The following is a 26,324-nucleotide window of genomic DNA, read 5'->3' as shown; positions in this document are numbered from 1 at the left end:
ACAATGAAAAAGAATTTAAAATATATGGCATTTGCCGCCCTTGCTGTTTTCTCTTCATGCACAAAACAGCTTGATATTACACCGGAAGGTTCTCCATCGGCGCAGAATTTCTGGAAAACTAAAGAAGACGCCCTGAAAGCCGAAGGCGGAATGTATGAACTCTACAATGCAGAGGATTTTTACGGTCGCGGGATGTTCTGGTTTATCAATGCCAGTGATGATATGGTTACCGGCCGTAACAAGCCAGAGGCCGATAACATCAAAAACTTTAACCGTACATATGTAGGCGGTGGTTATACCGAAACGCAGTGGAGTATGCGTTATGCCATTATCAAACGTGCCAACGATATCATCACCAATGTGCCCAATATCAATATGGATGAAAGTTTGAAGAAGCAGATTATTGGTGATGCTTATTTTAATGCAGGTTTGGTCTATTTTCAGCTGGCTGCAAACTACGGAAACGATAAAGCAGGTGTGCCGATTGTGAAACCCGAAACCGACGCATCGCAGGCAATTCCCCGCGCCAGCAATGTAAATGAAAACTATGATTATATTATTTCGCTTCTTTTAAAAGCGGCTGACAATCTTCCATTTTTTTCGGCAATGAAACCCGCTGATTATGGTAAAGCACATAAAACCGCAGCATGGGCTTATTTATCTAAGGTATATCTATTCAAAAAAGATTATGCCAATGCCGCTAAATATGCAGATATGGTGATTAACTCCGGGCAGCATGATTTAATCAGTACAGGTTTTGCAGATGTTTTTAAAGCTTCAAATAACTGGTCTAAAGAGTATATCTGGTCGGTAGTATGTACACCTAGCGGAGGCGGAACAGGCTGGGGAAGCAAACTCCCTGGAGTAATGTTAACGAATAAAGCCTGGGGGATTTATAACGGATGGGGCTATTACCTGCCAACCAAAGAACTTTACGATTCATACGAAGCTGGCGATCAACGCAGGGAAGCAACTATTTTAAAACCTGGTGATAAATTTATGTTTTTTGGCGCAGAACGCACCTTTACTAAAGATGGAGGAGCAACTTCAAATTACCAGTTTAAAAAGTACATGGAGCCATTTTCTTATGCCAACCCGATCCCAACCCATGTTAACCCCAACGGAGATAATGGAACAACTGATTTAAATGTACCCTTAATGCGTTATGCAGAAGTATTGCTGATTAAAGCAGAAGCTGCCATTAACCTGAGCGGTGCGGGCGCGGGCGATACCGAACTGAACAAAATCAGGCTGCGGGCAGGTTTAGGTGCTAAAACAGGAATGACTATGGATGACCTTAAACGCGAACGTAGAAATGAGCTTGCCGGAGAATGGGCAGATCGTCACCGCGATTTAGTGAGATGGGGCGATGCCCAGGCTACATATGCCAAACCTTTGCATGATTATGATGGCAGTGTGATTTGGCCGGCAAGAACTTTCAATCCACAGGTACACGATGTTTGGGCCGTACCACAAAGAGAAATTGATAACAGTGCGGGTGTAATTAAACAAAACCCAGGATGGTAAAAAAAATAGCGATAAACTTTGCGGCAATGGTCTTTGTGCTGGGGCTGCAAAGTGCATCTGCCCAGGTGAAGCTAAACGCGAACCATGGGCATAGCCACAATGATTATAAGCAGGATATTCCGCTTCTCACTGCATATTATGCCGAAATGGGATCCATTGAGGCCGACGTTTTTTTAAAAGATGGCGAATTATATGTCGCACATGAAGCTTCAGAAATTAAGCCGGGTTTTACACTTAAAAAAATATATCTTGATCCGCTGGCCCGGTTTTTTAAAGCAAAAGGAAATCACCCTTACAGCAATGCGGCCTTAAAATTGCAATTGGTGGTTGATGTAAAAGAAGATTACCAGGATGTACTCCCCGTATTGCTGAAGGAGCTGGAAGGTTATGCCGAAGTATTTGATCCAAAAAAGAATGCTAATGCCATTAAAGTGGTAATTAGTGGCGATATGCCTGCTCCGGCCGATTTTAAAAATTATGATGAAAAATTATCTTTTGATGGCAGACCAACAACCATTTATACCGATGCACAATTAGGCCGGGTTGCGATGATCAGCGATGATTTGAAAAATCATACCATATGGAATGGAAAGGGCAACCCGACCAAAACCGATGAATTGAAAATTAGGTCTACAATAGAACAAGCACATCAGAAAGGCAAACCTTTCCGGTTCTGGGCTTCACAGGATAGTCCAAATACCTGGATTGTACTAGAAAGGTTAGGCGCTGATTGGATTAATACCGATAAACCAACCAAACTGAAAGATTTTTATCTGAATCAGGATAAATTGAGTTATACCAATCCAAAGCCGTATACCACCTACACACCCACCTACAAAACCGACGGGCAGAACAAGGCGCCAAAAAAAGTCATTTTGTTAATCGGTGATGGTATGGGACTGGCTGCCATTCACGCGGGTTTGATTGCCAATCATGGTGATTTGAACATGGCAAAATTCCATTACATCGGCTTTTCTGAAACCGCTGCTGCCGATGCCGGAAACACCGATTCGGCCGCGGGTGGGAGTGCCATGGCCATAGGTTATAAAACCAATAACCGTTACATTGGAATGGGACCTGATAATCAGAATAAAACCAATTTGGTAGATACCCTATCTGCTTTCGGTATCAAAAGTGGTGTCATCACCGCAGGCGACCTGACTGATGCCACGCCAGCGGTATTTTACGCGCATCAGCTCGACCGATCCTACAATGGAGCAATTGCGAATGATCTGTTGACCAGCAAGGCCGAAGTTTTAGTTGGTTCTAACCGCAAAGCTTTCGAGCAAAATAAAAACAGCAGGCTTTTGGCTGAGTTAAAAGCTAAAGGTTTTCACTTAACCAATAATCTAAGTGATTTTGAAAAGCAGTATGAAGGTAAACAATTGGTTTTGCTGGATGATTCTGCCACCAGACCGGTTATAAAAGGCCGTGGCGATATGCTTAAAAATTCCTTATCACACACCCTGCAGATTTTATCGAAAAACAAACCTGGTTTCTTTATCATGACTGAAGGTGCGCAGATTGATTACGGTGGTCATAGCAACGATCTGCCTTATCTGGTTACCGAATTTCACGACTTCGACCGTACCGTTGCCGAGGCACTGCGCTTTGCTGATCAGGACGGCGAAACATTGGTTATTGTAACTGCCGACCATGAAACAGGTGGACTAACACTTTTAGATGGCGATGCCTATAAAGGAATGGTGAGGGGCGAATTTAGTACCAACGATCATACGGGGATCATGGTTCCGGTTTTCGCTTATGGCCCTGGTGCACAAAATTTCAGCAGTGTTTATCCCAATAATCAAATTTTTCATAAAATTATTCAAGCCTTTCATCTGGTAAAAGCTAAATAAGTAAAAAAATATCCCTATAGCGGTGTCTGTACCTACTACAGCGCCGCTTTTTCTTAATCTAGCGTCATATTACAATACTCGTTTTAAATAATAAAAAACTGATGGAAAGAAGATCTGCACTCAAAAGTATCGGTGGCCTTTTTTTGCTGCCAGCATTGTCGAGAGTTTCGTTAACCACTGAGAAAAAGCCTGTTTTAAGGCTTGCACATCTTACAGATGTACACCTGAAGAACCAGTTTAATGCACCGGCAAGATTTGCCAGATGTTTGCACCATTTACAGGCACAATTGCCAAAAGTAGATCTGATTTTAAATGGTGGAGATATTGTTTTCGATATGAACAAAGAAAATATTGGTGCCATTAATGGCCAATGGAAACTGGTACAGGAAACCATGAAAAACGAATGTAGCATCCCTGTAAGTTATTGTTTGGGTAACCACGATATCTGGTGGAACGAAGATAGCAAAGGCGAAGTTTTTTACGGGAAGAAATACGCTATGGATAAATTGCAGTTGGTCAAACCTTATTACCGCCTGATACAGAACGGATGGAAAATCATTGTGCTGGATAGCACCCATTTAGATATAGACAATACCTGGTATATTGGTAAACTTGGTGATGAGCAATTCAACTGGTTAAAAAACGAATTGGAAAATACCGGTGAAACCATGCCGGTGATGGTGATGTCCCATATTCCAATCCTTACTGCATTATTGATGATAGAAGATAATGTTGTGAACAAATGGACGATGTTGGGCGGAGATATGCATACCGATACCGCCAAAATTATTCATCTTTTTTACTCGCATCCCAATGTAAGATTGTGTTTAAGCGGTCATTTGCACATGCGCGATAAAGTGGTCTACAACAATGTAACCTATATCTGTAATGGTGCGGTATCTGGTGCCTGGTGGGAGGGGAACAGAAGAGAAACTGCACCTGGCTACGGAATAATCGATTTATATGCTGATGGTAGCTTTGAGGAACAATATATAGAGTATTGATGAATGAATTTAACCTGCTGTGCAACGCGATGTACCGGCTATTAAATAGTTGGTATTTTTTTTGAACGCTTTTTGAAAATGCATAAAACAAAAAAATCGTCTGATTAATACTTAAACAGTTACCGTAATTTTACCCTTTTTATGTCTTTCTATATGGATTCGGATTAAGATATGTTAAGTTTGGTGTAACCTATCTAAATTTGCTTATGTATTATAGTTGTGCAATTGTTGACGATGAACAGCACGCCATAGATGTACTTCTTGATTATATTGAAGACACACATTTTTTAAAATTAGCTGATGCCTTTGATAATCCTGTTGACGCATTAAAAACAATTAGTGCGGGCGACCAAATCGACTTTCTTTTTTTGGACATTGATATGGATGGGATGAAAGGTACTGAACTATCTCAGCATCTCCGCTCCAAAGCGAGGTTCGTAATCTACGCTTCCTCTCACCTGGAAAATGAAGTAAGGAGAATAGATTCTAATTTTGAATGTTATCTCGGCAAGCCGATTTCAATGAAGCGTTTTACCGGTACAATTGATAAACTGTTACGACTTAATAATTTGCCGATAAGCAATTGATATCGCTATGATCCAACTTACCTACCTCTTTGAACAGGAACTTTCAGCAGCTATACCCTATCAACTGATGCGCGCAGGTATGACAGATCCTTGGTTGGTTATATCCGGATGTAAGGTATTAGGTATTATTGATGAAGTTGGAGGAAACTGGACACAGATTGTAGGTGAAGATATTCCCCCTGTGGTTATTGAAAAGATGGGTGATTTAATAGATACACAGCAGTTTAGCTGGTTACCCGATTTAATCAAAAAACAATGGCCAAGGTATGTGCTTGATGTGATTGTAGAAAATTTGCAGCGTTATGAAATAATCTGCCATAAAGAGGCTTGTACCAAAAGTTTTAAACAACGTTTTACATTGGGCATCCATGCATTGGCCGAGCGGGAATCGGCCCTTGTTTTTAACATACGCTGCTTTCAGAAATCAGATTCTTACCAGATAATCAAAGCTCCGGCAATAGACCGGTATGTTTAGCCTCTTAGGATATGTTCACCTGAAGACCTGAATTCGATCATTATTGAATTAAAATACGGTTTCATAAACCTTCCATACCTGACCATTCTTCAGGCTGAAACTTGTTTTTACAGGTAGAAATAATATTTATAATGACTTGTAATTACTTCGTAGTTAGCGTCTTTTTAACAGGAACGATGCTGAAATGAATTACTATCGCTGAGCTTGCCTAGGCTCGGTTTATTGTATACCTTTCCGCTGCAGGTCAGCGTTTAATGGTTCCTTAATCGAAAAACTTTTACAAGCTGCAGAGAAGCAGTAATCAAACGCTTTATCCGTTCAGCTAATATAATATTCTTATTGAACCTGATTTCAACCAAAAATAAGCGAAACATCGGTTGTATTAATACTGGTTTATTTTAAGATGTCGGTGTAATATTTAAATTTGGCCCAATAAAACAATTCTCAGATGACCTTTGCAGAAAAATTACAGGCCCTGCGCCAATTAATGTTCGCTAAAAAAGTAGATGCCTATATTGTTACCGCTGCAGATCCGCACATTAGTGAGTACTTACCTGCACATTACAAGGCCATTCCCTTCGCCTGTGGATTTACAGGCTCTGCCGGCACGCTGGTTATTACTCAGGATTTTGCCGGTTTGTGGACTGATTCGAGATATTTTACACAGGCCGAAGCACAATTGACTGGTACTGGTTACGAACTGGTAAGACTAAAAGTGCCGCACACTCCTGAGTATATCAGTTGGTTATGCGAGATGCTGCCAAGAGGAGCAAAGGTAGGTTTTAATTACGAACTCATCACAGTGGCATTGGCCCAGGAGTTACAGCATAATTTAGCTCAGAATGAAATAGATACAATCCATGTTGATTTTATTAGCGACATCTGGCAGGATAGGGTAGGGCTGCCTGTAGAAAATGCTTTTTTAATCAATGAGGAAGCTGCAGGACTTAGCATTTCAGCTAAAATTAATGAGGTGAGGACAGTTTTAAGCATAAATAAAGCAGATTATCATTTAATTTCATCACTTGATGATATTGCCTGGTTGTTTAATTTACGCGGGCAAGACGTAGATTATAATCCGGTAACTTTAAGTTTTGCTTTAATAACACCGGAAGGGGTTAAACTATTTATAGACAAACAAAAGCTATCACAAGCGGATATCCAGACATTAAATCAGCAAGGTGTAGCACTGCATCCCTATACTGAAGTGGCTACAGCACTGAAAGAACTACCAGAAGATATCCGGATTTTTATTGATCCAAAACGTACCTGTTTCGGCTTATCTGAATGTTTGCCAAAAGGTGGTAAAATCATTTCAGGTATTAATCCGAGCACAAATTTAAAAAGTTTAAAGAACGATACCGAAATTAAGCATATCCGGAAAGCAATGTTGCATGACGGTGTAGCTTTGACGAGGTTCTTTAAATGGATGGAAGAGCGTTTAGGTAAGGAACAGATTACAGAATGGTCTGCGGCAGAAAAACTGGCTTCATTCAGGGCAGAACAAGAATCTTTCGTAGGTTTGAGTTTTAATACCATAGCGGGTTACAATGCAAACGGTGCATTGCCACACTATAGCGTAACAGCAGAAAGCGATCAGGAAATTTTAGGTGATGGTTTGTTTCTTGTCGATTCAGGAGGTCAATATTTATACGGCACAACCGATATTACCAGGGTAATGCCCATTGGTAGATGTTCTGCAACCCAGGCCGATGATTATACTTTAGTGCTAAAAGGGCTAATAGAAGGTTCTAAACTAATTTTTCCGGAAGGTACCAAAGGTTATCAGATCGATTCGATCTGTAGAAAACCGCTGTGGGAACATGCTATAAATTTTGGGCATGGAACCGGACATGGAATAGGCTTTTTTCTGAATGTACATGAAGGTCCTCAGAATATTAGTCCGGCTAATGTAGACGTAGTTTTTAAACCAGGCATGGTAACCTCCATTGAACCTGGTATTTATCGCCCGGGAAAATACGGCGTACGTATTGAAAACCTTATTTTATGTGTACCTGGCAGCAGTAGTGAATTTGGTCACTTTCTCACTTTCGAAACCTTAACCTTGTGTTTTATCGATACCACTATTATCAATAAAACGCTTTTATCGGCAGATCAGATCGAGTGGCTAAATCAATACAACCAGATGGTGTTCCAAAAGCTAGAACCCATGCTGTTAGAGGTAGAAGCCAACTGGTTGAAAGGTAAATGTCAGCCTGTTTAATCTAATATAAATAACGGTCGTAAATTCGCACGGTCGGAACCTCAATTTACAAACCGTACCAATGCATTATCATTCCCAATCAGGTTGGGAATGGTGATGCGGTGAGTAAATGTGCTTTTCACGCCAATGTTTTCGAATTAGCTGATCTCTTAGGCTATCATCGTTGCTGAGATGGTCTTTTCAGCAGCCTATGCAATCCACTCATGTATTATCTGCGTTTTCTGCGTAATCTGCAGGAAATTAAATGGAGTTTAATATAATCTTTGTCAGTCTGAGCTTATCGAGGATCCTTCCACTTAGTGATCAGTTTTTTAATGTTCTTATATCCCTTATGTGGTCAATATTTTGACCTAGGAAAGCAATTCATGCTATTTACCATCTGATCTGCCATTCACTTATCTTAGCAGGCTGAACTTGCTATAAATACACCAATTCTTTACCGATTTTGCGCTATTTTAAGATTTCGGTGCATGCTTTACTTTTAAATTTTACTTTTGGTTAACTAAATTCACAAAATCTGCGTTTCGTCATGATTATTGAGCCAATAAAAAATAAATATTTATTCTTAAACACTTTAAAAGCAATATTTTGCTTCGTTTTATTTTTAGTGAATATTGAGGTTGTCCAGGCCCAGTCGCCCTGGCTTGCCTTAGGGAAAAGGCCTTCCACTTTAGGTTTGGAAAATGGTTTTTCATCTTATAATGCCGGGGCGTTTAATTTAAAGCTCGTTAAATCATCTCAAACTGTAGCAGGTCTCCAGCCAAAATTGGTTAAAGATTTCGATTTTGTACCCGGCGATAGTTTAAAAGTGCGGAGTTCAGATGGTTTGTACCACTTGGGCGATATCAATTTAAAATTACGCTATACCGGCGAAGAAGGCTGGAAGAGCTACAGCACTGCGGCAAAACGGAGTCCTGTAAAAAGCATTCAGGTAGGTAAAAATGCCCTTGCTGCTGCTGATCTTGCAGCGACACTTCCTGCTGATATTCCATTACAGGTGAAACGGACCTGGGAAATGGTTAATGGGAAACTTGTATTGCGTTTCGAACTTAAAAACAAAACGGATCGAAACGTTGAAATTGGTGCATTGGGAATACCAATGATTTTTGACAATATTTTAGAAGGGCGTACACTGGAACAGACCCATGCCAAGAATGTATTTTATGATCCGTACATTGGAAAAGATGCCGGTTATTTACAGGTTACCCGCTTGAGCGGACATGCACCTTCTTTACTGGTTGCCCCATTAGGGCATACACCATTTGAAGCTTACAATCCACTTAACGACGACCGTACGCCAAGAGGAATTGCTTTTGAAGGTTTTTACGAATGGATGGTGTATAGTAAAGCCTATGCTGAAAACGAGTGGAAAAATGCCGAGCAATGGAACACCCCAACTTCAACAATTTTAAAACCAGGCGAAAACAGGAGTTACGCCCTTCAGTTTATTCTTTCGGGTACCGCGAAAGATATCGAGAATAAACTGATTGAAAACAAGAGACCGGTAGCCATATCTGTTCCGGGTTATGTGCTAGCCAGAGATGTTGAAGGGAAACTCTTTATAAATTACCCCAAAAAGATAAAAGCTATTCAGGTTCAGCCCGAAAATGCCTTAAGAGTTGTGGTATCAGGCTCAACCAAAAACGGTTGGAAAAGTTATTCGGTAAAGGGGAATACATGGGGAAGGGCAAGGTTATCCATTACTTATGAAGATGGCTTGGAACAAACCATAAACTACAAAGTGATTGATCCTGAAAGCAGTGTGATTGCAAGTTATGGTAATTTTTTAACTACCAGGCAGTGGTTTAACCAGCCGGATCCTGTTTTTAACAGAACTCCTTCGGTGATTACCTACGACAATGAAAAGCAACAGCAGGTAGTGCAGGATAACCGGGCATGGATTTCTGGTTTAAGCGATGAGGGAGGTGCAGGTTCGTGGTTAGGCGCCATCATGAAACAATTGGTACAGCCCAAAAAGGAAGAAGTAGATAAACTAAAACAATTTGTAGATAGCGTCATGTTTGGCAGGTTACAGCTTAAAAGCGGCCCCCAAAAATATGGTGTAAAAAAGAGCTTGTTTTACTATGCACCAGATTCACTTCCTAAGGGTACTTATGATGCAAACATTAACTTTAAAGTATGGTCTGCATGGCCAAAAAAAGAGGCTGATAACCTCGGCCGATCTTACAATTACCCGCATGTTGCAGCAGCCCACTGGGTGATGTACCGTTTGGCACGTAATTATAGAGGCCTTATAGCAGAGCAGAGCTGGAAACAACATCTTATTGATGCTGCCGAAACAGGAATGGCTATGGTTAATATTGCACCTTACTATTCAGAATTTGGCCAGATGGAAGGTACGGTATTCTATCTCATCTTAAACGACCTCAAAAATGAGGGATTAACCGCAGAAGCTACCCGGTTAGAAAATGAAATGAAAAAACGGGCTAACCACTGGCGCTCGTTGCAATATCCATTTGGTAGTGAAATGCCTTGGGATTCTACAGGTCAAGAAGAAGTTTACGTATGGTCGAGTTATTTTGGCTACCAGGATAAAGCAAATGTAACGCTTGATGCCATCCTGGCCTATATGCCTGTATTGCCGCACTGGGCGTACAATGGTAATGCCCGTAGGTACTGGGATTTTCTTTATGGTGGTAAACTTTCGCGTATCGAAAGGATGATCCATCATTACGGTTCAGCACTTAACGCCATTCCCGTTTTAATGGATTACCGTAAAAACCCTGGCGATTTCTATCTTTTACGAGCAGGTTATGGCGGCCTGTTGGGCGGCATTTCTAACATTACCCAGGAAGGTTTTGCGCCAGCAGCATTCCATGCTTATCCGTCAACTTTGAAAAATGACGGGATTACGGGCGATTATGGCTCAGGTTTTTTTGGTTACGCGGTTAATACTTCCTCTTACATTTTAAATCATCCAGAATTCGGATGGTTAGCTTTTGGTGGCAATCTGAATAAAACTGGCAATACGGTCAATGTTAAATTGACTACGGCAGCAAAATCATCAGTTTACATTGCGCCAGCAGGGCTTTGGATCAGTCTTGATGCCGGAACCATTGATGAAGTAAATTATAATACGATAAATGGTGAAATCCGGCTAAAACTTGCTAAAGCGGGTGAATATACGGCTAACGCCTTACTGCGGTTATCGCAACCTGCAAAAGTTAAAGGAACTGGTGTTTATTCAGTAAAAACTAAAAGCACAGAGAAAAGGGGAGGGTATGAATTCCCGCTTGCAAAAGATCAAACGACCGAAGTCATTCTTCAAAAATAATCAACCATCATCTTCAACCATCTATCCGTGCTATCCGTAGCGTTTTGAAAGGCGCTACGGATGACGGAATAAAATAGAGTCTCCGACTTGTTCTTTCGCTATTGAGTTTAAAACTCAATGCCATTCATTAATCCGTAGTGACGCTGCGCTTAACACTACGGACAGGATTGATTTATCAGGTCTATCCGTAGCATTCTGAAAGGCTCTACGGATTAAAGAATGGAATAGAGTCTCTGACTCGTTGTTTCGCTATTGAATTTAAAATCAAAACCGTTCATCAATCCGTAGTGATGCTGCGCTTAACACTACGTACAGGATTGATTTATCAGGTCTATCTGTAGAGTCCTGAAAGGCGCTACGGATGATGGAATAAAATAGAGTCTCCGACTCGTTCTTTCGCTATTGAGTTTAAAACTCAACACGGGTTCATCAATCCGTAGTGACGCTGCGCTTAACACTACGGACAGGATTGATTTATCAGGTCTATCCGTAGCGTTCTGAAAGGCTCTATGGATTAAAGAATGGAATAGAGTCTCTGACTCGTTTTTTCGCCATTGATTTTAAAACTCAACACTGTTCATCAATCCGTAGTGACGCTGCACTTAACACTACGGACAGGATTGATTTATCATGTCTATCCGTAGAGTTCTGAAAGGCGCTACGGATTAAAGAATGGAATAGAGTCTCTGACTCGTTGTTTCGCCATTGAGTTTAAAACTCAACACCATTCATTAATCCGTAGTGACGCTGCGCTTAACATTACGGACAGGACTGGACAGGATTGATTTATCATGTCTATCCGTAGAGTTCTGAAAGGCGCTACGGATTAAAGAATGGAATAGAGTCTCTGACTCGTTTTTTCGCCATTGATTTTAAAACTCAACACTGTTCATCAATCCGTAGTGACGCTGCGCTTAACACTACGGACAGGATTGATTTATCATGTCTATCCGTAGAGTTCTGAAAGGCTCTACGGATTAAAGAATGGAATAGAGTCTCTGACTCGTTGTTTCGCCATTGAGTTTAAAACTCAACACCATTCATTAATCCGTAGTGACGCTGCGCTTAACACTACGGACAGGATTGATTTATCATGTCTATCCGTAGAGTTCTGAAAGGCTCTACGGATTAAAGAATGGAATAGAGTCTCCGACTCGTTGTTTCGCCATTGAGTTTAAAAATCAACACCATTCATTAATCCGTAGTGATGCTGCGCTTAACACTACGGAATTGAGATAAAGATTACATAATAAGAAAATCTAATTATGATTTATTTGAATAAGATAATGAGCAGTTTGAAGTTTCTATATGATAAATAGATTTAATACATCTTATTATATAAATTGATAATCAAATTGATAAAATTATTATAATACCTTTTTTAAAATGATATGCTGATGAAAAATTGTTAAAATAATAAGTAATACTTTAAATGAAATATGTCAATATTTTAAATTACAATTATTTATACATAAATTTTTTAAATGGCAAGCATGATAGAGTATACGGCTTGATTTTTAGCTGATTCTTCATTTCTATTTCGTCAAAATGAAATTTATTGTGACTTTTACGGCGGATTAATAGCTTATAATTTGCAGATACACCCCATATTTTAGCCATTGCAATTAATTGTTATTGAATAAAATTAGCTTTTGGGATATTTGCTTAACTGAAAAAATATGTTTGAAAAGAAAGTTTACCTCGAAAGAAGAGCAGCATTAAAATCAAAAATAAATTCGGGAATATTACTCTTTTTGGGTAATGAAGATAGCCCGATGAATTATAAGGACAATACCTATCATTTTAGGCAGGATAGTACCTTTTTATATTATTTTGGTATCAACGATCCATCCTTAGGCGCCATTATTGACCTGGATGAGGAGGAGACGATTCTTTTCGGTGACGAGATGGGCATTGATGATATTGTATGGATGGGCAGGCAGAAAACACTTGAAGAAAAAAGCCTGGATGCTGGCCTAACCAAAGTATTGCCCTATGCACAGCTAAACACTTATCTGAAACAATATTTAGAAAAAAAACGTGAGATTCATTTCTTACCACCTTACCGATCTGCGAATAAAATTAAATTGGCCAGCTGGCTCAACCTGTCTATTGATCAACTTAAAGAAAAAGCTTCAATTGGTTTTATTAAGGCGGTAGTAGCACAACGGTCAGTTAAATCTGTTGAAGAAGTTGAAGAATTGGATCGTGCTGCGGCAATATCTGCCGATATTCATTTAATGGTGATGCAGCAGGCTAAACCTGGTATGTATGAACGCGAACTTGCCGCTAAAATTCAAGGTGCTGCATTAGCTTCGGGCGGAAATCTGGCCTATCCTGTTATTTTAACCGTTCGCGGAGAGATTTTGCATAACCATTACCATGGCAATCAGCTCAGGGAAGGGCAACTGGTATTAAACGATTCCGGTGTAGAAACCGCTTTAGGTTATGCTGGCGATCTTACACGTACTTTTCCTGTAGGTAAGAAATTTACCGCTGAGCAAAAAGATGTTTATGATATTGTATTGAATGCTTATACGCATGGCAAAAATATGCTGGCCCCGGGCGTGAGGTATTTAGATGTACATTTGGCTTCTTGCAAAATGCTGGCGCAGGGTTTAAAGGATATTGGCCTGATGAAGGGTAATATAGAAGATGCGGTACAGGCCGGTGCGCATGCCATGTTCTTCCAATGTGGAACCGGACATATGATGGGCTTAGATGTACATGATATGGAAGATTTAGGTGAGCAGTATGTGGGTTATACAGATGAGCTGACCAAAAATACTACCCAGTTTGGCTTAAAATCGTTAAGATTAGGCAAAGCGCTGGAAAAAGGATATGTGTTAACGGTAGAACCAGGTGTGTATATTATTCCGGAACTGATCGATCGTTGGAAAGCCGCTAATCAGTTTGCCGAATTTATTAACTACGATAAATTAGAGCAATTTAGAAACTTTACTGGCATCAGGGTTGAAGATGATTTTCTGATTACAGAAAATGGAAGCCGTATGCTGGGGAAATATTTGGCCATAACTACTGAAGAAATAGAATCGGTTAGAAGCGAAGCTTATTAGGATAGGCGGCTAGTTGAATAAAAGATTTTTTTTGTTTTGGAGCGCAGGGTCATTCGTTTTTCTTAAAGGAGGTTCCTGCCATCCACTTTATTCCGATGAAGGATCGGAATGCCCGCTCCTGTCAGGGCTAAAAACAAGGCTGATGCAAGGGATAGAAACGGGGTGTTTAGCACAAACCCGGGTTAACAAAACCTGATAAAACGGATGCTCCCGATTTAAGTAACTTGCTTTGGTTGCTTTACGGTGTGCTTGCTTGTTGCACAGGTTTCATCGGAGCAGGAGGGATAGCAGGACTGGTGGAACCAATGAAAAACCGCAATTGCTTTTCAAACTGATATTTATGCGCTGATAATAAGAAAATGTATTAAAATAACAGCAGTTTTGTTTTGGAGAGCAGGGTCATTCGTTTTTTTTTAAAGGAGGTTCCTGCCATCCGCTTTATTCCGATGAAGGATCGGAATGCCACTCCTGTCCGGACCAAAAACATTAGGCTGATGCACGGAATAGAAACGGGGTGTTTAGCACAAACCCAGGTTAACTAAACCTGATAGAATGGATGCTCCTGATTCTTCATCGGAGCAGGAGGGATAGCAGGGCTGCCGTAACCGATGAAAAGCTGAAAGTGCTTTTCAAATTAAGCATACGCTATTGCAACATGATAACCAGCAAAAAAATATGAAAAAAATAATCTCCTTAAACCTAGTTTTCTTAACGTTGAGTACCCTGCTATTTGCGCAGTCACCAACAAAAGTTTATACTTTAGCCGACACCCTGAGGGGCAGCCTGAATGCCGAACGGACCTGGTGGGATGTACAGCGTTACGAACTGGCTGTTAAGCCAGATTACAATGATAAAAGCATCATGGGTTCAAATAAGATCGTTTATAAAGTAGTGCATCAAAATAATGGCAACACCCGCATGCAGATCGATTTGCAGGAACCCTTAATTATTGATAGCATTTTATATAATGGTGGTTCAAAGTTAAAATTCGAACATGTGGGCAGTGTGTGGTATGTACATGTACCTGCACAAAAGTTATCTGCTTTGAATAATGTCCATATTTTTTACCATGGAAAGGTACATCAGGCCAAAAGAGCACCCTGGGATGGTGGTTTTATTTTCACTACCGACTCGCTTTCGCGGCCGTGGATGACAGTGGCCTGCCAGGGCTTAGGTGCTTCGGTTTGGTATCCGAATAAAGATCATCAAAGTGACGAACCGAATTTAGGTGCTTCTTTAACCATGACCGTTCCGGATACGTTGATCGCGGTGGGTAATGGCCGCCTGGTATTTAAGAAAGATAATCACGATGGTACCGCTACCTATCAGTACAACGTTAAAAATCCGATCAGCAATTATTGCATTATTCCTTACATTGGCAAATACGTAAATTTTAAGGAGAAATATGCCGGAGAAAAGGGCGCACTTGATGTGAACTATTGGGTACTGGATTATAATTACCCCAAAGCGAAAAACTACATGCACGATCAGGTACATAAAATGATGAAAAGCATGGAGTACTGGTTCGGGCCTTATCCTTTTTATGAAGATGGTTATCAGTTGATCGATGCTTCACATACGGGTATGGAACATCAATCGGCCGTTTCTTATGGCAACGGTTATAAATTTGGCTATAGAGGTAAAGATATGTCGGGTAATGGTTGGGGTTTAAAGTGGGATTTCATCATCATTCATGAAAGTGGGCACGAATGGTTTGGCAACAACATTACCACTAATGACCTGGCCGATATGTGGGTGCATGAAAGTTTCACCAACTACAGCGAAACACTTTTTGTAGATTATACCTTTGGCACTAACGCTGGAAACGAGTATAATTTCGGTATTAGAAAAGGTATCAGAAATGATAGCCCCATTATTCCTCCTTATGGCGTAAATGCACAAGGCAGCGGCGATATGTATCCAAAAGGAGGCAATATGCTGCATTCCATCAGGCACAGTTTAAATAACGACCAGCTTTTTAGATCTATATTGCGGGGGCTAAACCAAACTTTTTATCATCAAACGGTAACTACTGCACAGATTGAAAATTATATTTCTAAAAAAGCAGGTTATAATTTTTCAAAAGTTTTTGATCAGTATCTTCGTACCAAGCAGATTCCGGTATTCGAATATTACCTTAAAGATGGCAAGGCGTTTTACCGGTATAGCAATTGTGTTAAGGGTTTTAACCTGCCTTTAAGTCTGAAAAAAGAAGGCATTACAACATTAAAAATTATACCTTCGCAAAACTGGCAGCAGGTTACGCTGGCCAAAGGGCAGGATGCACTTTTTACAACATCGGGTATCGAATTTATGTATTACCTTCAGGTGAAAAATACAAAATAAATATCTTCTGATAGAATAGGCAACAGGTGTTTTTCTATTCAGCTGATTTAGAGGAGGTGTTGCGCAATAGGATAACTTTTTTATTCATCTCTCGTTCTTTTTATTAATGAATTTTGCTTTTCAATACCAGATTTATCTGGTTGAAGTGGCGCATTTACGACCATTATCGGTTAAAATCTAACAATATTGCTGCCTGGTGATTTCCTAACTTTGAACATCAGTTAGACGCATTGATTGTGGATCAATGATGAGCTAATATTTGCCTATGGATCCTGGCTTTTTGGGAATTGGCGAGATGAATTTTGAAAATATTTATTAAAACATAACATTAAAATGAGTATCAAATGGACTGGGGTTTTCCCGGCTGTAACCACTAAATTTACAGCAAACGATGAGTTAGATTTTCCTGCGTTCGATTTAAATATCGAAGCGCAATTAGAAGCAGGTGCTGAAGGAATTATATTAGGTGGATCGCTAGGCGAAGCCAGTGTACTAACGGATGAAGAAAAGTTTGGTTTGTTATCACATACCTTAACAGTGGTAAATGGTCGCGTTCCGGTTTTATTGAATATTGCAGAATCAACTACAAAAAAAGCAATCGAAGTAGCTAAAAAAGCAGAATCACTTGGTGCGCAAGGTTTAATGTTGTTGCCGCCAATGCGCTATAATGCTGCTCCGGATGAAACGTTAGCCTTTTTTGGTGCTGTTGCAGAAAGCACCAGTCTGCCGATCATGATTTATAACAATCCTGTTGATTATAAAATCGAAGTAACTTTGGACATGTTCGAGGTTTTAACCAAATACGACAACATCCAGGCCATCAAAGAATCAACAAGAGATGTATCAAACGTAACCAGATTGATCAACCGTTTTGGCGACCGTTTTAAAATCTTTACCGGAGTAGATCCTTTAGCAATGGAAAGTATTGTAATGGGTGCACATGGATGGGTTGCAGGTTTGGTTGATGCTTTCCCTAGAGAAACCGTTGCTATTTTCAGGTTGGTTAAAGAAAATCGCATTGCCGAAGCATTAAAAATTTACCGTTGGTTTTTACCTGTGCTTGAGTTGGATATTCATGCAAAATTGGTACAATACATTAAATTAGCGGAGGTGGCAACCGGATTGGGAACTGAAGCGGTTCGTGCCCCGCGTTTACCATTAAGTGGCGCAGAAAGAGAGAAAGTATTGAAAATTATTAATGATGCATTAGCTGTTCGTCCGGAATTACCTGCAGGTAGTTGGGGCAAATAGTTTAAAAATCAAATATGAACGGAAAAAATATTGTAGCCGGTACTTATATTGAAGTTAATGAAAAAAGCCTTAAAGCTGTTAATCCCGCAACGGGATTAACGCTTGATGGCGAATTTTTCAAAGCTAACGAGAAACTGGTTGATGATGCCTTAACAGCAGCAACAGCTGCTTTTCAAAGCTACAGAAACTTAAACAAAGATCTTAAAGCCGCATTTTTAAATGCCATTGCAGATGAAATTGCCAATCTTGGTGAAGAACTGGTAAACAGGGCTTCAGCAGAAAGTGGTTTGCCTTTAGCCCGTTTACAGGGCGAATTGGGCAGAACTACGGGTCAATTAAGGTTATTTGCCAGTTTGGTTGCAGAAGGCTCTTGGGTTGATGCCATTATTGATACGGCATTACCTGACAGACAGCCTTTACCAAGACCAGATATCAGGCGAATGCTCATTCCCATCGGACCAGTAGTGGTTTTTGGTGCAAGCAACTTTCCGCTTGCTTTTTCTGTTGCAGGCGGCGATACCGCATCGGCACTGGCCTCTGGCTGTCCGGTGGTGGTTAAAGCGCATCCCGCACATTATGGAACCAGTGCTTTGGTAGGTGGTGCCATTATTAAAGCAGCAGAAAAAACGGGAATGCCTAAAGGTGTTTTCTCTTTGTTATATGATGATGGTTACGCTGTTGGTGCTGGGCTGGTTCAACATCCCTTAACCAAAGCCGTAACGTTTACCGGTTCGTTTAAAGGCGGTATGGCCTTAATTAACCTTGCCCAACAACGCGAACAACCAATTCCGGTTTTTGCAGAAATGGGCAGTATTAACCCGGTAATTTTTCTTCCGTTAGCCATAGAAAACCAGGCAGAAGAACTGGCTAAAAAATATGCTGCATCCATTACCTTGGGAGCAGGTCAGTTTTGTACCAATCCCGGGTTATTGTTAGCCGTACAATCGCCTGCACTCGAAAACTTTAAGACTGCTTTAAAAGAAGCCATTTCAACCGTTCCATCGGCAACTATGCTTACCGAAGGTATTGCCCATAATTATGGCAAACTTTCTGCTGAGGTTGTAAATGAAGATGGTGTTGTGCTTTTATCGGCATCAATGGTGAAAAATACGGAACTTCAAAATCAATCAGAAGCGAAAATAGCTCAGGTAAGTGCTGCCGATTTTATTAAAAATCCAAAACTACGTGAAGAAATTTTCGGACCATATTCTCTGTTGGTTGTTGCCCGGGATCATGCTGAACTGGAGCAGGCCGTTGAAGTATTAGAGGGTCAGCTTACCGTTACCTTAATGGCCGAAAAACAGGAGCTTAAGGATTACCAGGCTTTGGTAAACAAGTTAACTGATAAAACCGGAAGAATTATACTGAATGGTGTGCCTACAGGTGTAGAAGTTTGTGCCGCCATGCAACATGGTGGTCCATTCCCTGCAACCAACGATAGTCGTTTTACTTCTGTAGGCTCTACCGCTATCAATCGTTTTGTCAGACCTTTGGCTTATCAGGATTGGGAGCAGGAATTATTGCCGGATGAATTGAAAGATGGCAACCCGCTGGGTATTTTCAGAACGGTCAATCAACAATTAACGAAATCTCATGAGTAAAACTTTTTTTTGTGTAGATGCACATACCTGTGGAAATCCGGTTAGGTTAGTGGCAGGTGGAGGGCCTCAGCTTACCGGCTCGAACATGAGCGAAAAGCGCCAGCATTTTCTACAAGAATTTGACTGGATCAGGAAAGGCCTGATGTTCGAACCACGCGGGCATGATATGATGTCGGGTAGTATTCTCTATCCACCTCATGATCCGGCTAATGATGTAGCGGTACTTTTTATCGAGACTAGTGGCTGTCTGCCAATGTGTGGGCATGGTACCATCGGTACCATTACCATTGCTATTGAAGAAGGGCTCATCCAACCGAAAATACCAGGGCAGATCAGAATGGAAGCGCCAGCAGGATTGGTATTGATCGAGTACAAGCAGGAAGGAAAAAAAGTAAAGTCTGTTAAGCTGAAAAATGTAGCTTCTTATCTCGCTGCAGAAAATCTTCAGGTTGAATGTCCTGATTTGGGTACGCTTACTTTTGACGTAGCTTACGGAGGAAATTTCTATGCCATCGTCGATCCGCAGGAGAATTTTCCGGGATTAGAAAATTACAGTGCTTCGCAGTTGATTAGCTGGAGCCAGATCATCAGAAAACGCATCAATGAACTTTACAGCTTTGTTCATCCACAAGATCCAACAATAAACGGCTGTAGCCATATATTATGGACGGGAAAAACTATTGATCCTACATCAACAGCCAGAAATGCTGTTTTTTATGGTGATAAAGCCATTGATCGTTCGCCATGCGGAACCGGTACTTCCGCCCGTTTGGCACAGTGGTTTGCCAAAGGAAAGCTAAAGCAGGGAGAGGATTTTATCCATGAGAGTTTTATTGGCAGTAAGTTTATCGGAAAAGTAGAAGAAGTTGTTGATCTAAACGGAATTCAGGCCATTATACCAAGTGTAGAAGGCTGGGCAAAAGTTTACGGCTACAATACCATCAAAATAGATCCCGAAGATGATCCATATGCATATGGGTTTCAGGTGATCTAAAAGTAAAAAAGAAATATCAGCAGAATAAGTTAAAAGCATGTCGAAAGTATTAATTATAGGTGGTGGAATAGTAGGTCTGACGTCAGCATATTATTTGCAGAAAAGGGGCTACGAAGTAACAATTTTGGATAAGGGAGATATTACCGACAACTGCTCATTTGGTAATGCAGGGATGATTGTGCCGAGCCATTTTGTTCCTCTGGCAGCGCCGGGGATGATACAGCAGGGGATCCGCTGGATGTTCGATAGCAAAAGCCCATTTTATGTGCGCCCTTCATTAAACGCAAACCTCGTTAGCTGGGGCTTGAAATTTATGAAACATGCCACAGCAAAACATGTAAGCCAGGCGGCTGTACCATTACGTGATTTATCTTTGCTGAGCAAAAAACTATATGAGGGCCTGGCTAAAGAGCCGGAGTTCGATTTCGAATTAACCAAAAACGGCATTCTGGCATTTTACAAAACAGAAAAAGCTGCTGAAGAGGAGGCGCATTTAGCTGCACGTGCAATAGAGCTTGGCCTGGATATGGCCGTACTTACTGCCGATGAATGCCGTGCTTTACAGCCAGATTTAAAATTAGATGTTTTGGGAGCAGTACACTATCGTTGTGATGCCCATCTTTACCCGACAAAATTAATGGACGCTCTGCTCAAATATCTAATAAAGAATGGCGTTAATATACAGCGTAACAAAGAAGTTGATAAAATTGAAACATCAGGAAATCGCATTACGAAGGTTTTTGCGGGTAATACCTCCTGGGAAGCAGATGAATATATTTTAGCGACTGGTTCGTGGTCGCCTGCAGTGGCCAAAATGGCCGATGTTAAAATATCTTTAATGCCAGGTAAGGGGTATTCATTTATGGAACCCGAACCTCGGCAACGTGTAACTATCCCGGCATTGTTATGTGAAGCCAGGGTAGCTATCACACCAATGAACGGTCAGATCAGGTACGGCGGAACAATGGAATTAGATAAGATCAATACCCGCATTAATATGCAACGGGTTAAAGGGATTGTTGAATCCGTTCCGGCATATTTTCCAGATTTAAAACCGGCAGTTCCTGCAGAAAAAGATATCTGGTATGGTTTCCGTCCCTCATCACCTGATGGTTTGCCATACATCGGCAGATGCAAAAAAAGAGAAAACCTGATCATTGCTACCGGCCACGGCATGATGGGCTTAAGCTTAGGACCTGCAACAGGTTTGTTGGTTAGTCAGATTGTTTCAGGCATCGCAACTGATATAAATATTGAACCTTACGCATTGGTTCGATAATTTTTAGATTTAAGTTAGTCGGTTTAAGTTAGTCGGGATTTGTAATCCCGACTTCAACTTTTCAGTCCTATAATAATAGATTACTCTGTTGGTCGGGATTTGTAATCCCGACGCTGTTCGTTCTTTTATGGATTCTAAATCCATAGTTCGTTGGGTCCGGATTACAAATCCAGACCAGCTTTTGTTAGCCGGGATTTTCCGTTAGTCGGGATTTATAATCCCGACACCTTTTCAACAACTGCGTTTCGGTTTCCCATCCGGATCAACGCATTGCTAAGCAATTGGTTTTCTTTTGAGCTCCTGCTATAAGATGATTTATAGTCCTTTAACTACGTTAATAGTAATTAATGAGTGGTCAGTTTGTTGATAAAATCCGTCATATTTTATCAAATTATAGCAGTATTTTAACCTTGTCTGAGTTTTATTGGGTTATTTGAGTTAATATTTATATATTCAATTCATAATAACCAACCAAACCAAACTAACTGGATTATGAAAGTATTACCTTTTACCATGCTTGTTCCTGATGACAAAAGTGTGATATCGGAACAAATCGAATCTCCCTATTTTTATCAATACCTGCATCGCCACGATGAATGGCAGATCACGTATATAGAAAAAGGTGAGGGGACATTAATTGCTGGAAATGATATGCATGCCTTCCGGTCTGGAGATGTTTTTTTAATTGGAGCCAAACTTCCGCATCTGTTTAAAAGTAATCCCGAGTATTTCGCCATCGACAGTAATAAAACCATTAAAGCATGTTCTATTTACTTTAATCCGAATGGCATATTAGCTGCTTTGTTTAATCTCCCTGAAATGAAGCTGGCCAGTGCTTTTTTAGCTAAAAACAAGCATGGTTTCAAAGTTCCGGCTGCATTTACCAAAAACATAGTAGGTAAAATGCTGAATGTGCACCAGGCAGCAGGGGTTGATGTATTGTTTAACTTCCTGAAAATGGTTAACAGCCTTCAGGATTTGAATGAGAATGTAGAACCTTTATGCTCCGATATGTATTCTTCCAACGTAACCGAAAATGAAGGTATGCGTTTAAGTAAGATCATTAATTTCATCACCGAAAACTATAACAGTCAAATTTCATTAGAAGATGTAGCCAATGCGGCGTTTATGACGCCTCAGGCTTTCTGCAGGTATTTCAAAAAACATACCGGTCATACTTTTGTGTCATTTTTAAATGAAGTAAGAATCAATGATGCCTGCAAAAGTCTGATATCGGGAGAAAAAGCGGATTGCATTTCAGGCGTAGCCTATAAAGCTGGTTTTAATAGCATTACCAATTTTAACAGGGTGTTTAAAAGTATTATCGGCCAATCACCAAGAGCATATATTGATACCTATAACAATGTAAGCAGGGTGAACTACATCGGCGCTTAAACAACTGCTTTTTTAATATAATGTAACCATTTTTTACAAATGGAGGCAATGCTATTGCCTGTTTTAACCAAACCACATGCAAAATAAACTAAACCTTTTTGCCCTTTTGTTATTGGTGTGCCTGTTCTCGGGCCCTTTTGCATGGGCTCAAACTTTAAATGAAAGTTTGTACGAACAAACCAGCGAAATGGGTACGCTGATTGTAGGTTACCAAAAGGATGTTGATGCCATTAACGATTTCTACTATCCTTACTCAGCAGGTGTAACTTATTCTTATCCAATGGCTACTTTTAAAAGTCCGGCCCAAAGGAAACGCCTGCAGGATATTAATCACGATTACCTAAACAAGCTAAAAGCTGCACAATTTGAAAATTTCAGCATTTATGGCAAGGTGGATTATATTCTGCTTAAAAAACAGATCGAATCGTCGGTTTGGCTTTTAAGTAGAGAAGAAACAGATTATAATGCCTTATCAAAGTATTTTACCTTTGCCGACGCCATTTACGCACTCGAAAACCTAAGAAGAAGAGGTACTTATCAGGATGGTGCACTGCTGGCCGCCGGGATAGAAAAAATTGCGAAACAAGTTGATTCCCTAAATCTGAATTTCAAAAAAGGAGCACTTAAACCCGATCAGCTTAAAATGGCAAAAGCCATCAGTTTGAGTTTGAAACATCGGTTAAAGGGCTTTTACCAATTTTATATGGATTATGAGCCGGGTTTTACCTGGTGGGTGCCTAAACCTTACGAGAAATTAGACCTTGCCTTAGCCAATTACGCCAAACTTTTTGATGATGTTGATGCCATTCCTGCTGTAAAATCAAGTAAACCGGAAATTAAAGGAAATCCTATTGGACGAGAAGAACTCATCAGGCAGTTAAATGCTGAGCTTATTCCCTATACACCTGAAGAACTGATTAAGCTTGCCGAAAAGGAATTTAAGTTTTGCGATGAAGAGCTTTTAAAAGCATCAGCCGCTATGGGTTATGGCAATGACTGGAAAAAGGCACAGGAAAAAATCAAAAATAGCTATGTGCCATTGGGCAGGCAGCCGGAATTGATTGTAAAATTACAGGATGACGCCCTCAATTTTATCAAAGCCAATAATCTGATCAATATTCCGGCACTTGCAGAAGAAACCTGGGGTATGGTGATGATGTCTGCCGAAAGACAATTGGTGAATCCATTTTTCACAGGTGGGCGCGAAATCAGCATTTCCTATCCAACCAATACGATGGAGGAAGACGATAAGTTAATGAGTATGCGTGGTAACAATCCTTATTTTTCGAGAGGTACGGTGCAGCATGAACTTTTACCAGGTCACCATTACCAGTATTTTATGAATAGCAGATATAAAAGCTATCGCGATCCTTTTCAAACCCCTTTTAGCATAGAGGGCTGGCCTTTATACTGGGAACTTTTGCTTTACGATAAAGGTTTTGCCAAAACACCTGAGGAAAAAATGGGTATGCTTTTCTGGCGGATGCACCGTTGTGCCAGGATTCTGTTTTCGCTGAACTTTCACCTGGGCAGGTGGACCCCTCAGCAGTGTGTGGATTTTCTGGTAGACCGTGTAGGGCACGAACGTGCCAATGCAGAAGGTGAGGTTCGCCGATCTTTCAAAGGCGATTATAGCCCTTTATACCAGGTAGCCTACCTTACCGGCGGTCTTCAGCTCTTTGCGCTGAAAAAAGAGCTTGTAGATAGTGGCAAAATGAGCTTTAAGGATTTTCATGATGCCGTGATAAAACAAAACTTAATCCCTGTCGAAATGATCAGGGCTACTTTAACCAATCAGCCTTTAACCCGCGACTTTAAAACCTCATGGTATTTTTACGATCAGCTTAAGTAAATAAAATCAACAACCAACCTTCGAACCACCAAGCAAACACAACATGACTGAAAAAGAAACCACACAATTTAAACCCTCGCTTAAGCTGATGGATGCAACGATGCTTGTAGCCGGAAGTATGATCGGCTCGGGTATTTTTATTGTAAGTGCAGATATTACCCGAAATGTAGGCAGCTCTGGCTGGCTATTAGTGGTTTGGCTGATTACAGGCTTTATGACGCTAACGGCTGCATTGAGTTATGGTGAATTAAGTGCCATGTTCCCAAAAGCGGGAGGACAGTATATTTATTTAAAGGAAGCGTACAACCCGCTGATCAGTTTTTTATATGGCTGGAGTTTTTTCACGGTTATCCAAACCGCAACGATTGCCGCCGTAGGTGTTGCATTTGCCAAATTTACTGCTTATCTCATACCTGCGTTGAGTGAAGATTTAGTTGCTGTCGATTTAGGTTTTTTTACCATTTCACCCGCACAACTGTTGGCCATTGGCGTAATTATTTTGCTCACCTATATCAACAATAGGGGGGTAAATGGGGGTAAAGTTATCCAAACAACTTTCACGGTGGCTAAATTGTTAAGTTTATTTGGTCTGATCGCTTTTGGACTTTTCTTTCTGGATAAGGGAATCTGGAAAACCAATTGGGAAAATATGTGGGTTTTAGGACCGTTATCTGCTGACGGAAGTATTGGTTCTTACACCACTTTCGCGGCTTTCGGTGCCATCGCTGCAGCGATGGTGGGTTCAATATTCAGCAGCGATTCCTGGCATAATGTGACCTTTATCGCCGGCGAAATTAAAAATCCTGCACGCAATATCGGTTTAAGTTTAGCTTTAGGAACCATTATCGTAACCGTACTCTACCTCCTCACCAACGTAATGTACACCGGGGTGCTTTCATTGCAAGATATTGCCCATGCAGATAAAGATCGGGTAGCTGTTTCAGCCGCCAACCATATTTTCGGTACAGCCGGTACTATCATTATTGCTTTAATGATTATGGTTTCAACCTTTGGTTGTAATAATGGTTTAATTATGGCTGGTGCAAGGGTATATTATTCCATGGCCAAAGATGGACTTTTCTTTAAAAAAGTGGGTACACTCAATAAAAATGCAGTCCCGGGATTTGGATTATGGATACAATGCATTTTTGCCTGTTTATGGTGCATTAGCGGAAAATACAGCGACCTGCTCGATATGATTTCTTTTGTGGTGGTCATGTTTTACATGCTTACCATTTTCGGAATCTTTATCCTCCGTAAAAAACGCCCTGAGGCAAACAGGCCTTACAAAGCCTTTGGTTACCCGGTGCTGCCAATCGTTTATATCCTAATGGGACTTGCCTTTTGCATACTGCTGATCATTTTTAAACCCAAATTTACCTGGCCAGGATTAATCATCACTTTAATGGGAATCCCGGTTTATTATCTGATTAGAGGAGGTATCGTACGTCAGGAATTGAAAACCAAAGATCCGGTTGATGTAAAGGGTTAAAATATTAATGATATTCATCAAAATTCAAAAAAGACCTGCAAAATAGCAATCCTATATTTACCACAA

General features: G+C 40.6%; 16 protein-coding genes. All 16 read left to right on the top strand.

Going from position 1 to position 26,324, the window contains the following annotated elements; genetic code table 11:
• Positions 1-3 precede the first annotated feature (3 nt).
• The 16 genes from DV942_RS04380 (at position 4) to DV942_RS04305 (ending at position 26,258) form a co-directional block, all read left to right on the top strand.
• Positions 4-1,527: a RagB/SusD family nutrient uptake outer membrane protein gene (locus DV942_RS04380; RefSeq protein WP_145855596.1), complete on the top strand. Its 1,524-nt coding sequence runs from the start codon at positions 4-6 to the stop codon at positions 1,525-1,527.
• Positions 1,521-3,386 carry an alkaline phosphatase gene (locus tag DV942_RS04375; protein ID WP_244950825.1) on the top strand — a complete coding sequence of 622 codons (1,866 nt, stop codon included), beginning with the start codon at positions 1,521-1,523 and terminating at the stop codon, positions 3,384-3,386. The genes DV942_RS04380 and DV942_RS04375 overlap by 7 nt, the downstream gene beginning before the upstream one ends.
• Before the next feature lie 101 nt (positions 3,387-3,487).
• On the top strand, positions 3,488-4,390 hold the full coding sequence (locus tag DV942_RS04370) for a metallophosphoesterase family protein (protein WP_145855594.1): 903 nt from the start codon (positions 3,488-3,490) through the stop codon (positions 4,388-4,390).
• A 206-nt stretch (positions 4,391-4,596) separates the two neighbouring features.
• On the top strand, positions 4,597-4,977 hold the full coding sequence (locus DV942_RS04365) for a LytR/AlgR family response regulator transcription factor (RefSeq protein WP_145855592.1): 381 nt from the start codon (positions 4,597-4,599) through the stop codon (positions 4,975-4,977).
• A gap of 7 nt (positions 4,978-4,984) precedes the next feature.
• Positions 4,985-5,452, top strand: coding sequence for a hypothetical protein (locus DV942_RS04360; protein WP_145855590.1), 468 nt, complete (start codon positions 4,985-4,987; stop codon positions 5,450-5,452).
• A gap of 448 nt (positions 5,453-5,900) precedes the next feature.
• A complete protein-coding gene (locus tag DV942_RS04355) occupies positions 5,901-7,676 on the top strand; it encodes an aminopeptidase P family protein (RefSeq protein ID WP_145855588.1) in 1,776 nt (591 codons plus the stop codon).
• 529 nt (positions 7,677-8,205) lie between these two features.
• Positions 8,206-10,971, top strand: coding sequence for a DUF5695 domain-containing protein (locus DV942_RS04350; RefSeq protein WP_145855586.1), 2,766 nt, complete (start codon positions 8,206-8,208; stop codon positions 10,969-10,971).
• A gap of 1,679 nt (positions 10,972-12,650) precedes the next feature.
• Positions 12,651-14,048: an aminopeptidase P family protein gene (locus DV942_RS04345; RefSeq protein WP_145855584.1), complete on the top strand. Its 1,398-nt coding sequence runs from the start codon at positions 12,651-12,653 to the stop codon at positions 14,046-14,048.
• A gap of 675 nt (positions 14,049-14,723) precedes the next feature.
• Positions 14,724-16,394 carry a M1 family metallopeptidase gene (locus DV942_RS04340; protein WP_145855582.1) on the top strand — a complete coding sequence of 557 codons (1,671 nt, stop codon included), beginning with the start codon at positions 14,724-14,726 and terminating at the stop codon, positions 16,392-16,394.
• A gap of 333 nt (positions 16,395-16,727) precedes the next feature.
• A complete protein-coding gene (locus DV942_RS04335; RefSeq protein WP_145855580.1) occupies positions 16,728-17,645 on the top strand; it encodes a dihydrodipicolinate synthase family protein in 918 nt (305 codons plus the stop codon).
• Between the two features lie 14 nt (positions 17,646-17,659).
• Positions 17,660-19,246, top strand: a complete 1,587-nt coding sequence (locus DV942_RS04330; RefSeq protein ID WP_145855578.1) for an aldehyde dehydrogenase (NADP(+)) — start codon at positions 17,660-17,662, stop codon at positions 19,244-19,246.
• Positions 19,239-20,240 (top strand): 4-hydroxyproline epimerase, encoded by a 1,002-nt coding sequence (locus tag DV942_RS04325; RefSeq protein WP_145855576.1) that lies wholly within the window; start codon positions 19,239-19,241, stop codon positions 20,238-20,240. The genes DV942_RS04330 and DV942_RS04325 overlap by 8 nt, the downstream gene beginning before the upstream one ends.
• A 37-nt stretch (positions 20,241-20,277) precedes the next feature.
• Positions 20,278-21,519 (top strand): NAD(P)/FAD-dependent oxidoreductase, encoded by a 1,242-nt coding sequence (locus DV942_RS04320; RefSeq protein WP_145855574.1) that lies wholly within the window; start codon positions 20,278-20,280, stop codon positions 21,517-21,519.
• A 492-nt stretch (positions 21,520-22,011) separates the two neighbouring features.
• Positions 22,012-22,914: an AraC family transcriptional regulator gene (locus tag DV942_RS04315; RefSeq protein ID WP_090986998.1), complete on the top strand. Its 903-nt coding sequence runs from the start codon at positions 22,012-22,014 to the stop codon at positions 22,912-22,914.
• Between the two features lie 76 nt (positions 22,915-22,990).
• On the top strand, positions 22,991-24,766 hold the full coding sequence (locus DV942_RS04310) for a DUF885 family protein (RefSeq protein ID WP_145855572.1): 1,776 nt from the start codon (positions 22,991-22,993) through the stop codon (positions 24,764-24,766).
• A 43-nt stretch (positions 24,767-24,809) separates the two neighbouring features.
• A complete protein-coding gene (locus DV942_RS04305) occupies positions 24,810-26,258 on the top strand; it encodes an APC family permease (protein ID WP_090986996.1) in 1,449 nt (482 codons plus the stop codon).
• The last annotated feature ends 66 nt before the right edge of the window (positions 26,259-26,324 follow it).

This window comes from Pedobacter suwonensis, from assembly GCF_007833675.1.
In the GTDB taxonomy this organism is placed as follows: domain Bacteria; phylum Bacteroidota; class Bacteroidia; order Sphingobacteriales; family Sphingobacteriaceae; genus Pedobacter; species Pedobacter suwonensis.
This window is presented reverse-complemented; position numbering and strand designations above follow the sequence as displayed.

Excerpts from the sequence above, each read along its gene's own strand:
- DV942_RS04380 (WP_145855596.1), top strand. The coding sequence starts at position 4 with ATGAAAAAGAATTTAAAATATATGGCATTTGCCGCCCTTGCTGTTTTC.
- DV942_RS04375 (WP_244950825.1), top strand. The coding sequence starts at position 1,521 with ATGGTAAAAAAAATAGCGATAAACTTTGCGGCAATGGTCTTTGTGCTG.
- DV942_RS04370 (WP_145855594.1), top strand. The coding sequence starts at position 3,488 with ATGGAAAGAAGATCTGCACTCAAAAGTATCGGTGGCCTTTTTTTGCTG.
- DV942_RS04365 (WP_145855592.1), top strand. The coding sequence starts at position 4,597 with ATGTATTATAGTTGTGCAATTGTTGACGATGAACAGCACGCCATAGAT.
- DV942_RS04360 (WP_145855590.1), top strand. The coding sequence starts at position 4,985 with ATGATCCAACTTACCTACCTCTTTGAACAGGAACTTTCAGCAGCTATA.
- DV942_RS04355 (WP_145855588.1), top strand. The coding sequence starts at position 5,901 with ATGACCTTTGCAGAAAAATTACAGGCCCTGCGCCAATTAATGTTCGCT.
- DV942_RS04350 (WP_145855586.1), top strand. The coding sequence starts at position 8,206 with ATGATTATTGAGCCAATAAAAAATAAATATTTATTCTTAAACACTTTA.
- DV942_RS04345 (WP_145855584.1), top strand. The coding sequence starts at position 12,651 with ATGTTTGAAAAGAAAGTTTACCTCGAAAGAAGAGCAGCATTAAAATCA.
- DV942_RS04340 (WP_145855582.1), top strand. The coding sequence starts at position 14,724 with ATGAAAAAAATAATCTCCTTAAACCTAGTTTTCTTAACGTTGAGTACC.
- DV942_RS04335 (WP_145855580.1), top strand. The coding sequence starts at position 16,728 with ATGAGTATCAAATGGACTGGGGTTTTCCCGGCTGTAACCACTAAATTT.
- DV942_RS04330 (WP_145855578.1), top strand. The coding sequence starts at position 17,660 with ATGAACGGAAAAAATATTGTAGCCGGTACTTATATTGAAGTTAATGAA.
- DV942_RS04325 (WP_145855576.1), top strand. The coding sequence starts at position 19,239 with ATGAGTAAAACTTTTTTTTGTGTAGATGCACATACCTGTGGAAATCCG.
- DV942_RS04320 (WP_145855574.1), top strand. The coding sequence starts at position 20,278 with ATGTCGAAAGTATTAATTATAGGTGGTGGAATAGTAGGTCTGACGTCA.
- DV942_RS04315 (WP_090986998.1), top strand. The coding sequence starts at position 22,012 with ATGAAAGTATTACCTTTTACCATGCTTGTTCCTGATGACAAAAGTGTG.
- DV942_RS04310 (WP_145855572.1), top strand. The coding sequence starts at position 22,991 with ATGCAAAATAAACTAAACCTTTTTGCCCTTTTGTTATTGGTGTGCCTG.
- DV942_RS04305 (WP_090986996.1), top strand. The coding sequence starts at position 24,810 with ATGACTGAAAAAGAAACCACACAATTTAAACCCTCGCTTAAGCTGATG.